This is a genomic window from Vibrio sp. Y29_XK_CS5, from assembly GCF_024181835.1.
Classification (GTDB): domain Bacteria; phylum Pseudomonadota; class Gammaproteobacteria; order Enterobacterales; family Vibrionaceae; genus Vibrio; species Vibrio harveyi.
Genome location: NZ_JAMZAM010000001.1, coordinates 64,905 through 83,570, shown reverse-complemented (window position 1 = coordinate 83,570; position 18,666 = coordinate 64,905). Strand labels below are relative to the sequence as shown.

General features: G+C 43.6%; 16 protein-coding genes. 5 read left to right on the top strand and 11 right to left on the bottom strand.

The features are described from left to right. Positions 1-19: 19 nt before the first annotated feature. The gene (locus NL647_RS00380) at positions 20-637 is read right to left on the bottom strand and encodes a TetR/AcrR family transcriptional regulator (RefSeq protein ID WP_253649455.1); all 618 of its coding nucleotides are present in this window, start codon (positions 635-637) and stop codon (positions 20-22) included. Between the two features lie 185 nt (positions 638-822). Between NL647_RS00380 and NL647_RS00375 the strand changes: the two genes are divergently transcribed. Beyond that, positions 823-1,005, top strand: a complete 183-nt coding sequence (locus NL647_RS00375; RefSeq protein WP_005445428.1) for a hypothetical protein — start codon at positions 823-825, stop codon at positions 1,003-1,005. A gap of 69 nt (positions 1,006-1,074) precedes the next feature. Here NL647_RS00375 and NL647_RS00370 read toward each other — a convergent pair whose 3' ends face one another. The 6 genes from NL647_RS00370 to NL647_RS00345 all read right to left on the bottom strand — a co-directional run bounded on the left by NL647_RS00370 (position 1,075) and on the right by NL647_RS00345 (position 9,407). Then, entirely contained in the window at positions 1,075-5,196 is a 4,122-nt protein-coding gene (locus tag NL647_RS00370) for a zinc-dependent metalloprotease (RefSeq protein WP_253649454.1), read from the bottom strand. A 31-nt stretch (positions 5,197-5,227) separates the two neighbouring features. Next, positions 5,228-6,094, bottom strand: a complete 867-nt coding sequence (locus tag NL647_RS00365) for a hypothetical protein (protein ID WP_045487056.1) — start codon at positions 6,092-6,094, stop codon at positions 5,228-5,230. Between the two features lie 1,037 nt (positions 6,095-7,131). Then, positions 7,132-7,365, bottom strand: coding sequence for a hypothetical protein (locus NL647_RS00360; RefSeq protein WP_005445432.1), 234 nt, complete (start codon positions 7,363-7,365; stop codon positions 7,132-7,134). Positions 7,366-7,404: 39 nt separating this feature from the next. Further along, on the bottom strand, positions 7,405-8,223 hold the full coding sequence (locus tag NL647_RS00355; RefSeq protein ID WP_253649453.1) for a hypothetical protein: 819 nt from the start codon (positions 8,221-8,223) through the stop codon (positions 7,405-7,407). Positions 8,224-8,344: 121 nt separating this feature from the next. Next, the gene (locus NL647_RS00350) at positions 8,345-8,899 is read right to left on the bottom strand and encodes a sugar O-acetyltransferase (protein ID WP_005445435.1); all 555 of its coding nucleotides are present in this window, start codon (positions 8,897-8,899) and stop codon (positions 8,345-8,347) included. A 109-nt stretch (positions 8,900-9,008) separates the two neighbouring features. Then, complete coding sequence (locus NL647_RS00345; RefSeq protein WP_009696881.1) at positions 9,009-9,407, bottom strand: OsmC family protein; 399 nt, start codon at positions 9,405-9,407, stop codon at positions 9,009-9,011. A 185-nt stretch (positions 9,408-9,592) separates the two neighbouring features. Here NL647_RS00345 and msrB point away from each other — a divergent pair, with 185 nt between their 5' ends. Continuing rightward, on the top strand, positions 9,593-10,735 hold the full coding sequence (gene msrB / locus NL647_RS00340) for a peptide-methionine (R)-S-oxide reductase MsrB (protein ID WP_009696880.1): 1,143 nt from the start codon (positions 9,593-9,595) through the stop codon (positions 10,733-10,735). A 41-nt stretch (positions 10,736-10,776) separates the two neighbouring features. Then, a complete protein-coding gene (locus NL647_RS00335; RefSeq protein ID WP_005453360.1) occupies positions 10,777-10,923 on the top strand; it encodes a DUF2256 domain-containing protein in 147 nt (48 codons plus the stop codon). Between the two features lie 49 nt (positions 10,924-10,972). On the opposite strand, the gene NL647_RS00330 is transcribed toward NL647_RS00335, so the two are convergent. From NL647_RS00330 to NL647_RS00320, 3 genes are read right to left on the bottom strand one after another with little or no spacing between them, the layout of a single operon-like run. Then, the gene (locus tag NL647_RS00330) at positions 10,973-11,680 is read right to left on the bottom strand and encodes an SDR family oxidoreductase (RefSeq protein ID WP_253649452.1); all 708 of its coding nucleotides are present in this window, start codon (positions 11,678-11,680) and stop codon (positions 10,973-10,975) included. Beyond that, positions 11,680-13,224, bottom strand: a complete 1,545-nt coding sequence (locus NL647_RS00325; RefSeq protein ID WP_253650099.1) for a cryptochrome/photolyase family protein — start codon at positions 13,222-13,224, stop codon at positions 11,680-11,682. The genes NL647_RS00330 and NL647_RS00325 overlap by 1 nt, the downstream gene beginning before the upstream one ends. Continuing rightward, on the bottom strand, positions 13,224-14,576 hold the full coding sequence (locus NL647_RS00320; protein WP_253649451.1) for a DASH family cryptochrome: 1,353 nt from the start codon (positions 14,574-14,576) through the stop codon (positions 13,224-13,226). Before NL647_RS00320 ends, NL647_RS00325 begins: the two co-directional genes overlap by 1 nt. 298 nt (positions 14,577-14,874) lie before the next feature. Between NL647_RS00320 and NL647_RS00315 the strand changes: the two genes are divergently transcribed. Next, positions 14,875-15,888: a GGDEF domain-containing protein gene (locus NL647_RS00315; RefSeq protein ID WP_253649450.1), complete on the top strand. Its 1,014-nt coding sequence runs from the start codon at positions 14,875-14,877 to the stop codon at positions 15,886-15,888. A gap of 124 nt (positions 15,889-16,012) precedes the next feature. Here NL647_RS00315 and NL647_RS00310 read toward each other — a convergent pair whose 3' ends face one another. Beyond that, positions 16,013-16,591, bottom strand: coding sequence for a malate synthase (locus tag NL647_RS00310; protein ID WP_009696876.1), 579 nt, complete (start codon positions 16,589-16,591; stop codon positions 16,013-16,015). Positions 16,592-16,765: 174 nt separating this feature from the next. On the opposite strand from NL647_RS00310, the gene NL647_RS00305 reads away from it, so the two are divergent. After that, on the top strand, positions 16,766-18,322 hold the full coding sequence (locus NL647_RS00305) for a DUF3612 domain-containing protein (RefSeq protein WP_009696875.1): 1,557 nt from the start codon (positions 16,766-16,768) through the stop codon (positions 18,320-18,322). Positions 18,323-18,666: the final 344 nt, after the last annotated feature.

Below are 18,666 nucleotides of genomic sequence, written 5' to 3'. Positions count from 1 at the left end.
ACCTCTCGAGTAATGCGTTCTATTTGTAAACGGCTTTGAGACCTTCGATCGTGATTCGAATACCATCATCGAAGTACTTGTCATAGTCCACGGGCTTAGCTTGACTCATTAACCACGCAAAATGAGGCAGTTGCTCGTCGTCCAATTCAGGAAGAAATTGAGGTTTATTGCGTGCAGCTTGCTCTTGATGCTCAACGATATCCGTCACTCGCGTATAAACACTCGCAAACGCCATAAAACCAACTTCTGCTTCAAATTTGGCCTCTCTGAAGATACCTAAAATATCGTTGACGATGATGCTTGAAGCCGGCGTGAAACTTTGGCTATGGCGAATAAACGCGACCGAACCCGGAATAGACATAAGTGCTTGTCTAAAGTTTTTCGCAAACGTGTAAAGGTATGCTTCCCAGTCTTTCTCTTGCGGCAATGCGACTTTCCCTAGTACATAGTCGCAACATAAATCGACCAACGCTTCTTTAGAGCCAACATGTCGGTACAGTGCCGTCGCGCTGACCCCCAATTGTTTGCCCAGTGCATGCATGCTTACATTTTCTAACCCTAGGTTTAAGGCACACTCAACCACGTCTTTTCTAGAAATTTGCGCAGGACGCCCTTTACTGCTTTTTTCGCTCATCATCGTCTCAAAATAAATAGTTAACACCATTAAGTTAATACCATTAACTTAACCTGTCAATACTGCGATTTATTCAAAACGACGTACCACCTTATTTGGTTAATCTAATGTTTCATTTTTAACAGGTGCGCAACCGCCGTAGGAGCGCTAACTTAAGTAGCACGTCAACCACACCGGAGCGTGAAGCTATGAAAGTACTGATTCAATACACCCAAGCGGGTAAATATCGTGACCAAGCGTGGGAATCACTGACGCTAAAAGCAAAAGGCGAGATTCAAGCCGTGACGCCTTCTTATGCCGCTCAGCTTATTGAGCAAAACAAAGCGACGCTTGTAATGACCGAAGACGAACAAGTGATCTTCCATTCTTAATCTAATAGCGACTGACACTAAAAAGGCCTGCGTTTCTGCAGGCCTTTGTTTTTATTAGTTGAGGTTTAATTACTCAAAATCACTCGCTTCTGGCAGACGATCTAGCATTTCATAGTACTCACCGGCTACCGTACCGATGTCACCACGAATGTACGCTTGGACTAGATTCAGATCTTTCAGCCATAGATCTTTGTCTGCATCCGCAGACGCGACATAGCCAGCATACACATTATCAACTGCAAACATCATGTCTTTTGTGTAGTTGTTATAAATCAGAGCCATTGCGTCAGTGTAAGCTTCAAATACTTTTGTCGTCCTATGTGCTTTGCCACCTTTATAACTTAATGTTCCTGCAACTGAATCCATCACAAGATCACCTGAAGTCAGGTTGGCTCTCACAAAGTTACCGAATGAAGTGCTAAACGTCAGCACACCTGCTGCAATGTCTGCATCAATGGTAGTTTTCATTGCATTTACCATTGGAGCATCCAGTAGCAATACCGCATCGTGGTATGCAGGAAGAATCGATGTACGGAATGGTCCCCATGCCTTTTCAATGTCCGAAGCAATCTTGCTTAGTTGTGCCGAGTCGTAGTTATCCAAGTAGTTTTTCAGATCGTAGCCTTCGCTGGTAACTAGCTGATTTGCGTAATCATAAGCCAGTTTGTTGGCTTTCGTTGCCACAAACTTCTTACCATCAATTACAAACTCTACTTTGTCACCTGCAATAATACCGTAGCGATCTTGTTGTTTAGTGAATGCATCAAACTGCGCTTTACCACGAGCCTTAACTTTGTAATCGTCAGACTGCATTTGGCTAACGCCCATTTCAAGGATCACATCACCGATACGTTCACGACTGACTGCGTCAATGCCCAAGAATCGATAAATACCACGTGGCATTGGAGGTAAGGACTCCATTTGCTCAGTAAGGTGTAAGTTCACCGTGGTACCTTTTAGGTTGGTGTATGGCTTACCCTCTTTATCTACCAGCGCGACAGGCGTGCTTAACGCATCATTTGCCACAATGTTGCCCATGATATCTTCATATTCAGCTTGAACACCTGGTAGATCCAACAACGAAGCAAAGCTCACTTCATCGGTGTAGCGGTTAGAGAATCGACGTGCCAAGAAATAGCTCGCAAGCGCTTTGTCTGGCCAGTAACCCAACACTGACACGGCATTTGACCAAGGGTAATCAGGGTCAAAGCTGCCAATAGAGTTCAAGAAGCGTCCGTTTTGTGTCTCTGCAACCGCCTTGTAACCTTCATCGGCATCTTCAATGAAACGCGCCGCTAACTCATCAAAACAATTTGCTGCCGACAAATCGTAATCCGCCGGAATTTGGTGTGAGTTATTATCCAGCAATTTACCAAACGAAATCACTTTTTGATTGCCTGACGCATTTTCAATCACACATTGGTGCTCTGGTGTACGCAAAACATCAAGGAAGAACGCTGCTGATTTCTTCGCACCATTAGCGTAGTCACAGAACCATGAGTTATCTGCTTTGCCTTCACTACAGTATTGAGGGTTTGATGCTAGGCGCAGCAAGAAATCGCCCGGCTTATCTGTACTAGAGGTATAACCTAAGTTGGTGTACAAGTTATCGATGCGTTCTAGATCTTCCACCTTGTCACGAATCGAGTTCATCTCAGAATAACGGCGTAATAGGTAACCTATGTAATCTGTGGAGTACAACCCTGTCGTTCCGTAAAGCTGCAAATTGCGGCGGTCATAACTATCAAGGTAGTTTTGCCATTCATAAGAGACAATTTCTTCTAAGTTTGTCCCTTCATCAAAACGGTTACAGTCGCTGTTTAGTGAGACGTTACCATCAGTACAGAAATCATATGACTTACGCTCAATCTCATTGACTTTATCAAGATAATAGAGCACACCGTAACGCGTCTTCGCCTTAAGTTCCGAGTCATCAGACAGTGCTGCAGTGTCAAATCGGCTAAAGTCACAGTTGTACAGAGATTTGCCACTGTCTGTGCCCGTTAACTTCTTAACTTCAGAACACACCATGAGTGCATCATTCTCAGCGTTATCACCAAATCTGTAGGCGAAGCTTTGCTGATAGTCTTGCAGTTCTTTTAGGTAGCTGTTGTATGCTGCTTTCGCTTCATCGCTAGCGTCGTCTGCTGGCTTCGCTACAGGTGTTGGAGCTGAGCCCGAAGATGCTTGAACGGTTTCAACTTTACGACCATAACCGAATTTAAACGCTGCAATATCGTACAGACCCCATGTTGGTGTTTCATCCAACATACTCGGCGCGTAGTCCATGGTTGAGCTGTACGCAGGAATATTATTCAAGCCCAGTTGATGTGCTTGCTCTAGCGTGTAGTAGTTTGATTTGTCATTCGAACCTTTAAAGTTATGACGTAAACCTAAGTTATGACCAAGCTCATGAACCAGCGTATTACTGTAAGTCGCTACAGTAATCGCATCTGCCGTTTTAACCTGCAGATCTTTTGGTAGGTGTTTCCAACGCTTAAGCTCTCGAGAGACTTCTTTGCCAGCATCATCTAGCTTGATTTCGAAGTAACGGTCGTCATCCAGTTTCAAATTATCAAGCATGGCTTTGCTGGTTGAAGAAACCCACGATGCTTCGATTGGGTAAACATTGTGCTCCGCCCAGAAAGACAAACGGTTTTCTTCTGTTGCGACCACCTTTTCAAAATCTAACTCATCGCTGAAGGTTTTCTTTAGCTCCGTTGGCGCTTTAGTCGCTGCTTTGCTTGTGATCATTTCTTCTTTTGACACAAGAGGCGCAGGAATACTTTCGTCCGCTTCCAGCTTCGCGATTGCCGCCATAGTTGAGAGCGACTCAATTCTCTCAGAAACTTCTGATGTTGTTGTCGCGGAGCTTGTCGTTGGTAACGGATCGAGACCGTCTAAGTCCAATTGATTACGGTTGTAGAATCGAGCTAGGTTATCCCAGTAATAAGGAACCCCAGTTCTTGCCACACCAGCGTATTGGTTTACGTGACCTTTGATGATCTCGCCCGTCATTGGGTTAGCAACGGAAGGACCATAACCTAACAAGCCGTTCGCCAGCGGCTCATCCACCAAGTTGATCACGTTGTAACGCAAATCACCTGGGTGTATACCTGCACCTTTGGTTTTGTTTACGATTTCAATTTCTGGCTTACCAGAATCCGCACCAAATAATCTAAGTGCTTGGTTCATCTTATCGATGGATTCAAGCGTCGCATCTAAGAAGATTTTGTTTTTCTCTTCAAAGAAGTTATCGGTCAGATAATACTTGATTGAATCTTGATCAGGGTTGAAACGGTTCAGGTACACCACATCACGATCATACTTGTTTGTGATAGGGTTAAGCTGCTTTGTCTCAGAGACAAAGAAACCAATGTCATTCTCGTCACCAATAGGATATAGAACCGGTTGGTAGTCTTTGGTTGCCACCACACTCTCGTGCATTAGAGAGTAATAAAAACGAGATTTAAACGCGCCATCGACCAGCATGTCGTCAAGACCCGCTTTGGTATCTTCGTTGATGTAGGCTGACATGTTATCCAAGTCAATGCGGAACGAGCGCTCAAGTTCGAAGTTTAACGTGCCCTTCTCTGGATCAAAATCCCATGAGATTACGCGCGGCGAACCAATTTCGGTTAGCCCATCCGTGATCCCATACAGATCTTCCATATTGAATTCGGCGATCTCAAGATCTTCCGGACGCGGAGTAAAGTGGGTCTTACTCTTGTAGTTTAGACTCGCATCCTCGTTAGTTTCTTCTTTGTTCGTACAGTCACCGTGACCATCTTCTTTACAGCGGTATGCTGCAAAGTCACCAGGAATAGTCAGAACATGTGCAAAGTTAACATCGTCATCATCGGCAACGAACTTCTCCTCGCCACAATAGTTGTTCGCGTCTTTGGTCAGATGTGCGTCTGGGTAGTTTTTGTCGTAATTACGAACTTCCAGACCTTCTTTACTGAAACACAGCTCAACATAACGAGGCGAACCTTGTAAAAATGGGAATTGGTTTAGCGCGAATCTTGGTGCTGCACCAGTTGTTGGTACGTAGAACCAACGACCGTCTTTTAGGTCTTTAACCGCGATTTCTTTTGCATCTCTTTCGACATAGTCATAAGCCTGATCGTCAGCACCACAACCGGCAAGTCCGGCAGTGATCGCTGACACCAGAGTTAATTTTTTAAACATGGTTTGGATATCCTTAATTTTTGTTATTTTCCTAGAAGGAGTAAGCAACAGAGGCGATGTATGACGCTTTCTCTTGGTCAAGCAGGTCGATATTGCCCAGCGTTCCTCGTTCCGCATCTTGATAGAAGCCGGTAGAGGATGCTGCCAACGTTAGTGACCAGCTCTTGTTGAATTTGTAGGTTCCGTATAAGGCACCTTCATACTGCCAACTACTCCGTCGAGTCCCTTGATAACTGATGGTGTTACCACCTAAAGCCGTGATGCCCAGAGAGAACGAATCCCAAGACTTTTCAGCGACAGAAAACAGTGAATAGGTCCACTCTGTGAGTGAGCGACCGCCATTCGTTTTGTACTTGTGGAAGTTCTTTTTGAGTCGTGGCGCGATAGAAAAATCAACGCTCCACAAAGAAAAAGAGACCGGTACGGCTAAACGAAAAGCTGTTTGTAGCTCATCGTTTCGCGAGTCTTCTGAGGTAGGTATGGTGAACTGACCTGCAACAGCAATTTTCCCCGTTTCACCAAAGCGATACAGATTCGAGTATTGCAAGCCCAGTACTGAATCCGTTGCGTAAGTTCCAACTTCATCTTCTAGAGCACGGTAACCACCGGCAGAAAAGAAAGCTTTGATGTCTTTTGAAATCGCGTAGTTGAGATCCCCGCCCCAAGAAAAGTTGCGAACGGAGCGATAGTCGTCTTTGTCGTAAATATTTGTATCGTAAGAGAGGTAAACGGACCCACTTAGTTTACAAACTATACATGACGACTCTCCTTCATTTTGTGTAGATTCGATCCCGCTGCTATCAGCTACGTTGTTTTCTTCTGCGAGTAACGGCATTGAAAACAGCGTACCTAACAGCATCGCAAGCGGGGTCATCGTCCACTTAGTTGTGTGCTGCATGTTTTTAAACTTCCATGAAAATTAAGTTCATTAGAACAAACTTAAAGACAAACAGATTATTGGAATGACATTCTAAATAAGTAACAATCAGACCAATAAACCTATCAACCATAAGATTTCTCGTATGGTTAAATCCTTATTCTATTTTTGATAGATCTATTTTTAGTTATTTGTGCTATTTGAAATTTATAACTCGTGATAAGTCAACGTTGTTACAATATAACGATTCCATTTTTAAAAATTGCACAATCATATAAAGCAATCGTTGTCGCCATTACTAAAAAGACAACAATACCGATCTTTATCAACAACTTACAAAAACAAGCTTTGAAAGAGACAGAAATGAGAAATACATGTTAATAGAACAGATGCATTTATGAGAACATCATTCCGTTATAACAATCCTTGTTATGTCATTTTGGTAGGCTAATTATTTAATCTTATAACTGAAGAATACTAATAAGAGAAATCATCAAAACCATCCGTTGTTAATAATGAATTTCGCATTTAAAACAAAAGATGGAAATAATATCAAATTCGAGTTTTCTAATATATTGACGTAACCCAAGAGTAGTTTGAATAGAAAGTCACCCATTAAGGTCGATAAAAATTACACAAACATTCACAAAATGAATAATTAAAGGCAGAGAACTCTAATTACAACACAAATGGGCTGCATATCTGTGAATTTATATTCATTTAACTATTTTTTATAAATTTGCATTTTATGTGATAAAAATCACAACAATGTGAAACAAAAGACACAAATGTCAATAAACTTGAGCATCAATTATCTCATCAACTCTCAAAAATGAAGGGAAGCTTAAGGTTGTCTTTCTCTGTTCTTCTTACAATAAAGTTTGAATTATTTATCAACAATAGCAGTAGGTTAGCGCCGACAGTCTCTCATCAAAAACTGAGTAGCAGGCATGGAAAGACGTTAAGAGTAAAAGCACTAACTCAATAAATTTCGGGTTTGAATATTCAGCGAATCAAAACGCACACTTATGCTCTGGGTAAGCTGCCAAGGCGACAGCTCAATCTTGAATGGTTTTGTTACCACAATTTTCACAGATCAAATGACGAGAAAAATCGTCCATCGAAGCTAAAAAAGCACCGAAGACAGCACTTTTGAGAAACCCAGTAATGAACTCTTTCTTCCCGCGGTTTTTATCACCCTCAAAAGCACTTTTCTTTCTAACTAAAACCACAACGTGGTGCGTTTCCACTCCACATTTAGGACACAGAAACACTTCTGTCTTTCTTGACATATTCGCCTCCTAGGTAGGTATTTCTTAGCAACGTAACGATTACCATGACCGTGCATCAACTTTGGCTCGCAATGCTCGAGCATACTCGGTTAACAGCCTTGCATTGTCTGCGCTTTCAGCGTCTCCACAAACTCGACCTTGATAGGTAATATTGGGGCTGGAATAGATAGGTACTATGTTCTTTTCGTAGCTCATGACGGTTCCAGAGTCACCACATAATGCAGCATGAGCATACCGCTTGATCTGTAACTGGTTATCCTCAGCTGTCATGGATTCAAGTGTTCTACCTTGAACTTGAGATGATAGCGTTTCTAAATCATGTTGTGCCCATGCTAAGTGCCCTAGTTCATGCTCCAAAGCTAGTGGACCAGCTCGTACATCGGAAACCACGAAGTTAGGAAATAAATCAACCCATGTTTCTGCTATTTTGTACTCAAAATCAAAGTAACTGCTGTCCTCACTTAACACCAACACGACATAAAAATTTGGTTCCTGATACGCACGTTCCAACAAACTGCTGTGTTGCAGGTTGAGTTCGTAATGTGAAGACAACATATCTTCAGGTTTAGCGTTGTAAGCATCAAAGAACTCATAACCAGCACTCTTACGAATCATAGGAACACATGAGTTTGCGAGAATAAGATTCGAAAGGGCTAAATCCTCGTCGATTCGCTCTTCCAAGGCTTCTATGCTGAAGTCATTGAGAATTGAATAGTCAAATACGAATTGAACCCAAGTCTCCACTTTTTCTTCGTCAGCGCATTGCGAAAGTACGAGCTTTTGAGAGTCAAAATAGAGCAAAGCACTTACAAACGCCGTCCCCACAATTAAGCAAATACTTACAACTTTCAGCTTCATACATTCTTCTTATGAATTTCATAGACAACAAAAATAAGCACATGAAATTTATAAATTAATGAAATTGATATGTAAATAAGCGCTTATTGATTATGAGAATAAGCACCATGAGTAAGTGTGGTTATTCGTCCTCGTTTAGACGACGAATCAATTTGGCTGGCGTTCCACCATATAAACAATCTGGCGGCACATCACAGTTCACCACTGAGTTGGCAGCAATCACAGAACGAGCGCCAATGGTTACGCCTTGGTTGATGACTGAGTTCCCACCAATCCAAACGCTATCTTCAATCGTGATTGGTTTACAAAACGTTTCCCATTTTAGTCGGCTACGGTAATCCAGCGAGTGAGATGCAGTGTAAAGCTGAACACTTGGTCCAATAAGCACATGATTACCAATGGTGATTTTAGCGCCATCAAGCATCACGACATTCATATTGATAAAGGTCTCTTCACCGATTTCAATCGTTTTACCAAACTCACAATGGAACGGCGCACGGATGATGCTCATCCCAACCTTGCCAAATAGGTTCTTTTGCAGTGCATCACGTTGGGATTCATCGGTGTTGCCATTGAATGCCATCAATGCATGAGTTGCGTGGGTTCGAATCGCATCAATTTCTTTGTCTGCGCCATCGAATACTTGGCCTGACATCATTTTCTCTAGTTCGGTCACAGGATCTTTCCTACAGCTTTTAACGTAGCTAGGTTAATGCAAAAGAGGAATAAAAAAAGAGAAAAGCACGCGCTTTTCTCTTTTTTTATTTAAGTGGCACTAGGGTCGGTTACACGATTTCCCAGCTGTGAGTCATCTCTACGCCCTTACCGAGCATCAGGCACACGGAACAGTATTTCTCTAACGAATCAGCAGCAACTTTCGCTACGATTTCTGGATCTAAGGCTTCACCCGACACTTCAAAATGAATGTTCACTTGAGTAAAAATACGCGGTGCCGTTTCACGACGTTCGGTTGTGAGCTTCGCATTAACAGAAGCCACTTTCTGACCTGCTGACTTCAATCCATCAACCACATCAACAGAACTACAACCACCAGCAGCCATCAATACCATCTCCATTGGGCTTGGTGCAGTCGCACCGCCATTGCCATCCATCACAACGGAGTGACCAGATTGAGACTGACCTAGGAATTTAAAGTCTTCGACCCATTTTACTTCTGCTTGCATGGTTTCCCTCATTATTACTTCTGTCTCATCGGCAACCTATCACCAATGAGCGTTTGTTTGGTGCCATTACTGTAGCCCTCCGGTATAAAAGGGCAAAGAATTTTTCACTATTGTTGCAATTTTTTAGCTCTAACTTCTGTCTCCTTACGTAACATTCATTGAGAAAAATGACGTTTGAGGAAGTTATGAAGAAAGTATCTAAGCTATTGGTGGGATTCTCATTCACACTCCCTGTACTGTTCATCTTATTAAGTAAAACAGGCACTGCCGATACCATGGATAAGGTGAACGCATCTGGCAAAACCGACATTGCTACTTTGGCTGGCGGCTGTTTCTGGTGTACTGAATCAGATTTAGAACAATTACCGGGTGTGTTGGACGTCGTATCTGGTTATTCAGGTGGTGATTTAGCAAATCCGACCTACCGACAAGTCTCTTCTGGCAAATCTGGTCATATAGAAGTGATTGAAGTGAAGTACGACCCAAGCATTGTTAACTACGAGCAAGTTTTGGATTACTTCTTCCGCCATATCGACCCGACTGACGACAAAGGCTCATTCGTCGACCGTGGTCCCCAATACCGTCCTGCGATCTTCTACCATAATGCGGAGCAAAAACAGATTGCTGAGCAATTTATGATGGAAATCGACAAGGCGATGATTTATCCGAAGCCACTTAAAACGGAGCTTATTGAGTTTGAAAAGTTCTACCCTGCGGAGTCTTACCATCAGGATTACTACAAAAAGAGTGCCCTGAAATACAAATATTACCGCTATGCGTCAGGTCGAGATAAATACCTAGATGAAGTGTTTGGTGAGGATCGTAAAGACAACCCAAAAACACTACGCGAGCTTATCAACGAAAAAGATCTGATGACAAAACTGAAGGTCTATGAAAAACCGTCTGATAAAGAGATCAAAGCGAAGTTGACTGATCTGCAGTACTACGTAACACAAGAAGAAGGCACAGAGCGTCCCTTTAACAACGAGTACTGGGATAACAAAGAAGCGGGCATCTATGTGGATATTGTCACTGGTGAGCCACTGTTTTCATCGACGGATAAATACAAATCAGGTACAGGTTGGCCAAGCTTTACTAGACCAATCAATCCAGGTTACATCGTTGAGAAGACCGACTTTAAATTGGTTTATCCACGAACAGAGATTCGCAGCAAGTTTGGCGATTCGCATATTGGTCATGTTTTCAAAGACGGACCAAAACCAACAGGGTTACGTTATTGCATGAACTCAGCAGCCATGAAGTTTGTACCAGTAAGCGAAATGGCAAACCTAGGTTACGACGATTATCTGTACCTATTTGATAACTAAACTCGCTTAAGACAACGAATTAGGAGTGAACATTCAGAACGATGAAAGGTTTTAAATCCAACCTTCCCATAAAAGTCTGTCCAGTCTGTGAGCGCCCGTTTTCTTGGAGAAAGAAGTGGGCGCGAAATTGGGATGAAATCGTTTATTGCTCTGAGCGTTGCCGAAGAAGAAAATCAACGAAGACGTAGGTCACTCCGAACCTCTCTAGTGCGTATTTTGCCCCAGTAAGTACAATCTTTACCAAGGCAGTAATGCGCCATCATAAGCCCAAAATGCCCCGCTATCTTGCGGGGTTGCTTTTTCTATTAACCCCAACAAATCCTTTGCCACTCGCTCTGGCGTGAACAGTTTTCCTTCTGGCACATTGGTTTGAAAAGGCGCAGACAACACCGTATCGGTGGTTCCCGGATGGAGCGCGAGTACCGTGCCATGCTTGAGCATTCTTTGCCATTCGATTGACATGGTTTTAAGGAACATATTCAACGCGGCTTTTGAGGCTCGATAGCTATACCAACCGCCCAATTGGTTATCGTTAATACTGCCAACTTTAGCAGAAACAGCCGCAAACTTAGGCTGTGTGCTGCGTTTGAGCTTAGGTGTAAAGTACTTCGCCAGCAGTAAACTGGGCAAGGTGTTTACCATTATCGTTTGCTGGAAAAAGTCTGCGTCGAGAGAACTCAAATTCTTCTCCGGACCTCTCTCTTGGGTGTGCAACATACCCACGCAGTTCACCAACCAATCAACATGCTCGATGTACTCACTGAGCGCTTTCACCTCCTCATCTTGTGTCACATCCACTTGATGCCAAATAACATTGGGATGATGCCAGTTGGGGTGTTGCCTACGATAGGTCGCGTGAACACGAGCTTGAGGAAAATGTTCCGCCGCGCACGCAACCATGGCAAATCCAATTCCGCCATTCCCACCTACGATCAATATTTCCATTACAAGCTCTCCAAATTTTCCATGTAGCGCTCCGCGGTTCCAAGGATAGCTTGTCGTTGCTGTGGTTCCATATTGTCCCAAGAGCGGAAAATCATCCCGATACGAGGATTGGTCGCCAATCGCTTGTCATGCTTGTTCATAAAACGCCAATACAAGCTGTTGAATGGGCATGAACCTTCACCACTGCGTGCTTTGTTGTCGTAATGGCAGCCCTTACAGTAGTCGCTCATTTTATTAATGTAAGAACCACTAGCTGCATAAGGTTTAGTGCCGACAATACCTCCATCAGCAAACAGCGCCATACCACGTGTGTTTGGCATCTCTACCCACTCGATCGCGTCAACGTATATACCGAGATACCATTCATCCACTTGAGATGGTTCGATCTCAGTTAGCAAACAGAAATTACCGGTAACCATTAAACGTTGGATATGGTGCGCATAGGCGTAGTCAAGGGACTGACCAATCGCATTACGCATGCACGCCATTTTTGTTTCGCCATTCCAGAAGAAATCAGGCAGTTTTCTGCTCGCTTCCAGTTCGTTCTTTTTCGGGTAATGAGGCATGTTCGCCCAGTACACTCCGCGGATGTACTCTCGCCAACCTAAAATCTGGCGAATAAAACCCTCAACCTGAGAAATATTAATGTCTGGGTTTGAATGGAATGCCTTGAGTGACGCATCAATGACTTCTTGCGGGTGTAGTTGTTTGCTGTTGAGAGAAAACGAAATCCGACTGTGATACAAACTCCATTTAGCGTCGTGTTGCCCAGTCATCGCGTCTTGAAAACGACCAAAAAGAGGCAAGCAAACTTGGCAAAAATGAGCAAGTAGAGACAAGCTTTGAGCACGGTTAATCGGCCACAATAAATCCCCTTCAAAGTGCCCTATCGTTTTAATTCCATGACGTGTTAATCGCGCTTGTATTTCACTGACATCGGTACTAAACATTAAAGGTTGTGGCAACTGCTCAATATCTTTAGTTTTGAGTTTGTTGCGATTATTCGCATCATAGTTCCACTTCCCCCCAACAGGTTTGCCATCTTGCATTAAGATGTTGAAACGCTTGCGCATGCGGCGATAAAAGTGCTCCATCATGATGTGTTTGCCTTGCGGGAACTGCTCTTCGATCTCTTCAAACGGCAACAAAAAGTGCTCTGAATCAACGCAACGCGTTACTACGCCATTGAGCTTAAGTTTGGCAAGTTGTTCCAATAATCGGTATTCATCAGGGCGTTGATATTCAAACTTGCTTGCACCAACTTCGCTGACAAAATGCTGGAGAAGTTGCTCAAGATCCCCAAAAGATTGGGTATCATCCAACGTAAGATGCAAGACTTGATGACCTTCGCTCTGACGCTCTTTCGCAAACTTTTCCATTGCAGAAAAGAACGCGCATACTTTTTGAATGTGATGCGTCACATACGTGCTCTCTTGCTTTAACTCTGCAATCAAATAGAGAACGTGGTCATCAGGTTGCTCAAACCAAGTATGTTCGCAATTGAGTTGATCACCCAAGATCAACCGAACGGTATCAAACTGCATCATGATTTCTCCGTAGAAGACGCATTGCCATGACTTTCCATCGCAATCGGCCAATCAACCATGTCCACATTATCCAAACGTGCACCATCACAATGCCCATCCCACTTATCAATAAACTCATGGTTGGGGTCGTACATTTGCGTCTGCTTTTCAAGATTGAATTGCCTTGAACCACGAGGGTCCGCACCAACGCCTGCGAGGTATTGCCAATTTCCCCAATTGGAAGCCACATCGTAATCAATTAATTGAGACTCAAAATATGCAGCGCCATAGCGCCAATCTAGCCCTAGTTCATGTACAAGGCAGCTCGCGACCAGTTGTCTGCCACGATTCGACATGTACCCAGTTTCATTGAGTTGATGCATACACGCATTAACGAGCGGGAATGGCGTCTCGCCTTTTTTCCATTGTTGGAAACGATGGGCGTAAAAGCTGGTCAATGGCGTTTGATTGCGAATCCCACCAAAATGAAACAGCTGCCGACCATATCGTCGCGCATACCAATAAAAGTACTCACGCCACAGCAATTCAAAGTAAATCCAATACGTCGAATCATTGGCACCATAATCCGCTTCATAACGCTTTAACATGTCCACGATCCTTTTCGCCGAAACACAACCATGTGCTAACCACGGGGAGAATTTAGTGGAATAATCCATGCCATCTAAACCGTTGCGTGTCTGTTTGTATTCACTCGCAAGCGGCGAATCAAAATACCGACGACAATGCTCAAGCCCCGCATGCTCTCCCCCAGCAAATGGCATTGGCTTTAAGTCGCGAGTTAAGCTCAATGTTGGTAAAGAGAGACCTTTGGGTAGTCGCGGAAGTGTAGATACTCTGTCGGCAGGTTGCGAAATAGATAGCTTTTCTACTTGCTTACGAAACTGGGTAAAGGTATCAGGTAGCTCATTGAGACTGAACGGGAGGTCAGCCAACCTAAATAAACTTCGCACTTCGTGCTGAACAACCGTTACGTGGCGTTCCTCCGCCTTAATTTCTTCGATGACATTTTGCTCGTCGCAACCCGGCATAGCATCAACGTAAAGCCTTGTGACACCAAGATTTTTTAAGGCATGTTTTAATGCTTGATAAGGATGCAAGTCGACAACAAGCAAACGTTGTTCAAGTGCATTTAAAGACAGGTTGAGGCAGTGTAATGACTCATCTAAAAACTGTCTTTTTGGCTGACCAAACTCGGATGTTTGAGCATAGTGCGCCAAAAATGGTGAAACCTTGGGATAACAGTAAAGACAGATAAGAAAATCCACTTCTTCTGCAGCTTTAGCCAGATTTGGGTTGTCATGCAGTCGCAAATCATTGGTAAACCAATACAGTCCTATTGTTTTGTTCAAACGAAGCTCCTTTTGGCACTTTTCTGTTATGCGCATGCCAGATTCTACGAACCTTAGTTGGTCAAGATCAGCACTTCGTTTACATTGCTCAAAACTCCATCACTCAAACTTTTATGGTAAACAGAATGTTACGAAGGATTTTATGAAATTTTAAAATCAAGACTAATATTCATGAAACCATTTGATTATTTGCTCATATTTTTTAAGAAAACCAAGCAAAAATGACAAAAAATAAAGCGATATTGTTTTATATCCGTTACCCTTAGCTTAATTCCATTTTGCTTGTAACACTGCAGAAATGACCGACGAATTTAAGAAATCAACCGCGAATCTAAAAAAAGCGGTACCACTGATGATAAAAAACCACGTAGCGGCAACACCAGCCAACTACGCACTGTGGTACACCTACGTAGACAAAACTATCCCAGAGCTGAATCAAGAATTAGATATAGTTCTTGAGAACTATGACGTCTGCCCACCAGCAATGCATAAGCAGCTCTATAACAGCTATGTTGCGAGTAAAGCAGAAACCAGCTTAGAAGAACTCAAAACAAATGTAGAAGTGCTTTTGGGCGAAGTCTCTAGCTCGATGACTGACACGATTACCGACACCTCCTCCTTCTCCGACATGGTGGATAAGAGCTTTAACAAACTAGAAAAAGTTGAAGACAATAGCCTCAGCATCGAAGAAGTGATGAATGTAGTGCGTCAGCTTGTTGCAGAGTCTCGTGAAATACGCCACTCGACGAAGTTCCTAAATAGCCAACTCACAACGGCTAGCGAAGAGATCTCTCGCCTTAAGAATCAGCTAGCAGAAGTGCAGAAAGACGCCTTGTTCGATGGCTTATCCAACCTGTATAACCGTCGCGCTTTCGATAACGACCTGCAAATGCTGATCGATAACAACCAAGCAATGACACTGATCATGTTGGATATCGACCACTTCAAAGCATTCAATGACAACTACGGTCACCTATTCGGAGATACCGTAATCAAAGCCATTGCTCGTCGACTGCAACAAAGTTGTCGTGACGGCATCAGTGCTTATCGCTTTGGTGGTGAAGAGTTTGCCCTTATCGTACCAAACAAGTCACTGCGAATCGGTCGACAATACGCTGATACGCTTCGTCGAATGATTGAAAAGCTGCGTGTTCGTGACAAACGTTCAGGGAGCCAAGTACAAAGCATCACCGCCTCTTTTGGTGTTGCAGAATTTGAAGTTGGTGACACGCTCGATAGCATCGTAAACAAAGCTGATAAACAATTGTATGAAGCGAAACAACTCGGTCGTAACCGCGTAATGCCGCTTTAACACAGTCAAAACGAACAGGCGAAAGCCATTCAAACTGGCTGAAAATATAAACAAAACCCCAAGCAAGTGCTTGGGGTTTTGTCTTTCTTGGGCTGGCTCGTTATTCTCTGTACTTCTTAGCTCATTAATCAATGCTATAGCAGTAGCTTAAGAAGTAATCGTCGCCATTTTTCGCGGTGTACTCTTTGTCTTCACTGCACGCCATTGGCTTTCCTTTCTTATCGCCTTTGATTAAGCTGATCCAATGACGCATCGCGGTCGGCGCATTACCAATTAGCTCAGGGCTAAAGGTAGTACGCGTTTCCAGTTGGATGTCGTCAATATCCATCAACTCCACACAACCCGTGCCTTTGTGACAACCGAACATTACTTCAACGTGACTGCCTGATTCATCTTTGAATAGGATCGATTTTGGATCTTCTTTCTCTCCTGTGTACGCCACAAAATGCTTTGGACTTTTCAGACCACTGTGTGTGCCGTCCTTGAAGTACGCCATTACGTGTCTGTAGTCGATCACGTAGCTTGATACATCTTGGTGTGACCCACTCTCCAATGGGAACATACGGTCCAGTAGTTGCTTCGCCTTAACTTGCTTCTCGCTCTGCTGCTCAGCACTTACCGCCTCGACGGCAAATACGGCTTCAGCGATAAATGGGCGTTCTTGTTGTTGGATGTCTTTTTTATCGAAGTTCAGCATATTCATCGTCGTTTCCTCGCACTTAAACACTCTTCCTAGAGTAAAAACTTAAAACCTCTGTTTAAGTTTCAGGCAAATCTGTGAAGTTGATGGTTAATTTCCTTGCCTGCTCATTATGTAGACTAGCGAAATATTGACTACAATTTCACAACAAAAATTTTACAATGTGAATTTTACAAAATGTCTGTGTCAAAAAGTCTTATCCGCCAATCTCACTTCTTAGGAACGAAAATTCGTAACCTAAGGAAGAACAACCATTTAACGATGGAAGATTTGTCTGCGCGTTGCGTTAGGATTAATCCTGAATACGCTCCGTCAGTTTCTTACTTATCCATGATCGAACGTGGAAAACGCGTTCCGAGCATTGATATGTTGGAAGTGATTGCCGAAGTTTTCCAAAAAGAACCCGCTTGGTTTTTGGACGATGAACCAGAGCTAGAAGCCATTACCCCCAACAAAGGTAATCGTGGTGGCATCAACGGAATGGCGCTCGAACCAAGCTTTTTATTCTCTAACGACATCCTACAAATCGCGATACCGGAAATGCTCTCTCAAACCGGCATCACGGGGCGTCAGTTCGCTCATCTCTTGATTCGAGCGCATCAAGAGAACCACCAAAACCACTTCCCGGACTTAGAACGAGCGGCAGAAGAGGTTGGCTTAAAACGTCTTAATCTTTCGGTAGAGGATCTGATTGATATTGCGAAAAGCATGGGATTGGATATTCGCTGGGTAGACCGCGCGCCACAAGATGTGATTGATGAACTCGGTGTGAGTGCCAAGCAGTTGATCACCTCGTTTATGGAAGCACCAGGGACCATCTACCTCAACAAGCGCATGCGAGACTACCCGACTCGATTGAAGTACGACTTAGCGGTATACATTGGGCACCGAGTGCTGCACAGCAGTGACGGCATGAATAACGTGTTGTCGATTGGTCACCAGAACAACTGGGAACAAAGCGGTTCGCAGGTTTCTAACTCTGAACTCAACTCACAAGATATTTTACAAGCGTGGCGCGATTTCGAGTCGAGTTTCTTTGCTGGGGCGTTGTTGTGTCCGAAAGTGCCATTTCGTCAGTTACTTGACCGCTCTGGCTATGAAATTGATGTTCACAAAAAAGCGGGCGTCTCGCCTTCTGTCGCGATGCGCCGCATGACGGTAGTGTCGCCATACCCACACTGGCATTACTTTGATGCCTATGGTCCAGGCAAACTGAAAGCCGTATATCGCGGTAATGGTATCCCTCTGCCTTGGGGGAACATGCGTAAAGTCAATGACCCTTGTCAGCACTGGGCGGTGTTCCGCCGCTTATCACAACCGCTGGACACCAGCTCGGCGCAAATTTCGATTCTTAACGTCGGTAACGAACCCCGCATCTATTGCTGTGAATCGGTCAACGTATTTGACCCTGCAGGTAATAATCGCGTTCTGTGTGCAGGTATTGACCTCAATCCAGCGATTTCAGCCCAAGGTGGTGATGCGATTGCGATTGCTGAAGAGTTGAAGTCACTGTGTGTGTCTTCCGGTGGTAGTACTGTGATTCCACAGCACATCAAGAAAGATCTCACAACGATTGCCAAAATTCTCAACATCAATTGGATCGAACGAGGGATTCAAACTCAAGCAAGATTGATTTGTTCAAGAGGAGCAGTGTGTCCAAGGCAACCAAGTTGTTATAACAAGTGTGGCGAATCAGATGATTCGGGCGATGAGAGGCAAATTATTGAACTATAAAAAGAAAAAACGCCAATCACAATGAGGTGATTGGCGGTATATACTTGTGAACAATGTGTATTCACTAACAACGTCAGTTGGCTAGGTGACCCTCGGCTTAATAAGGGTCACTCTGTATAAAGCACGATGCGTGCCAACTTTTAAAACTGCGTTTTTTCTTCGATCTTGATGCATATTGATGATTTATTAACCACACATTTTGCAAATCGCATTTGCAAAATGCAAACAACTGCAAAATATGCCACAACATGCATTGCTACTAATCCCTTTGTCAGCAATGTCCTTTCTTAGTGATAAGAACGGCTTAAATGAAAAAGCCTCGCTAAGTGTGCGAGGCTTTTCGT

Coding starts and splice junctions, on each gene's coding strand:
- NL647_RS00310 (WP_009696876.1), bottom strand. CDS start 16,591: ATGAATATGCTGAACTTCGATAAAAAAGACATCCAACAACAAGAACGC.
- NL647_RS00335 (WP_005453360.1), top strand. CDS start 10,777: ATGAAAGGTTTTAAATCCAACCTTCCCATAAAAGTCTGTCCAGTCTGT.
- NL647_RS00360 (WP_005445432.1), bottom strand. CDS start 7,365: ATGTCAAGAAAGACAGAAGTGTTTCTGTGTCCTAAATGTGGAGTGGAA.
- NL647_RS00355 (WP_253649453.1), bottom strand. CDS start 8,223: ATGAAGCTGAAAGTTGTAAGTATTTGCTTAATTGTGGGGACGGCGTTT.
- NL647_RS00330 (WP_253649452.1), bottom strand. CDS start 11,680: ATGGAAATATTGATCGTAGGTGGGAATGGCGGAATTGGATTTGCCATG.
- NL647_RS00375 (WP_005445428.1), top strand. CDS start 823: ATGAAAGTACTGATTCAATACACCCAAGCGGGTAAATATCGTGACCAA.
- NL647_RS00365 (WP_045487056.1), bottom strand. CDS start 6,094: ATGCAGCACACAACTAAGTGGACGATGACCCCGCTTGCGATGCTGTTA.
- NL647_RS00345 (WP_009696881.1), bottom strand. CDS start 9,407: ATGCAAGCAGAAGTAAAATGGGTCGAAGACTTTAAATTCCTAGGTCAG.
- NL647_RS00380 (WP_253649455.1), bottom strand. CDS start 637: ATGATGAGCGAAAAAAGCAGTAAAGGGCGTCCTGCGCAAATTTCTAGA.
- msrB (WP_009696880.1), top strand. CDS start 9,593: ATGAAGAAAGTATCTAAGCTATTGGTGGGATTCTCATTCACACTCCCT.
- NL647_RS00315 (WP_253649450.1), top strand. CDS start 14,875: ATGACCGACGAATTTAAGAAATCAACCGCGAATCTAAAAAAAGCGGTA.
- NL647_RS00305 (WP_009696875.1), top strand. CDS start 16,766: ATGTCTGTGTCAAAAAGTCTTATCCGCCAATCTCACTTCTTAGGAACG.
- NL647_RS00370 (WP_253649454.1), bottom strand. CDS start 5,196: ATGTTTAAAAAATTAACTCTGGTGTCAGCGATCACTGCCGGACTTGCC.
- NL647_RS00325 (WP_253650099.1), bottom strand. CDS start 13,224: ATGCAGTTTGATACCGTTCGGTTGATCTTGGGTGATCAACTCAATTGC.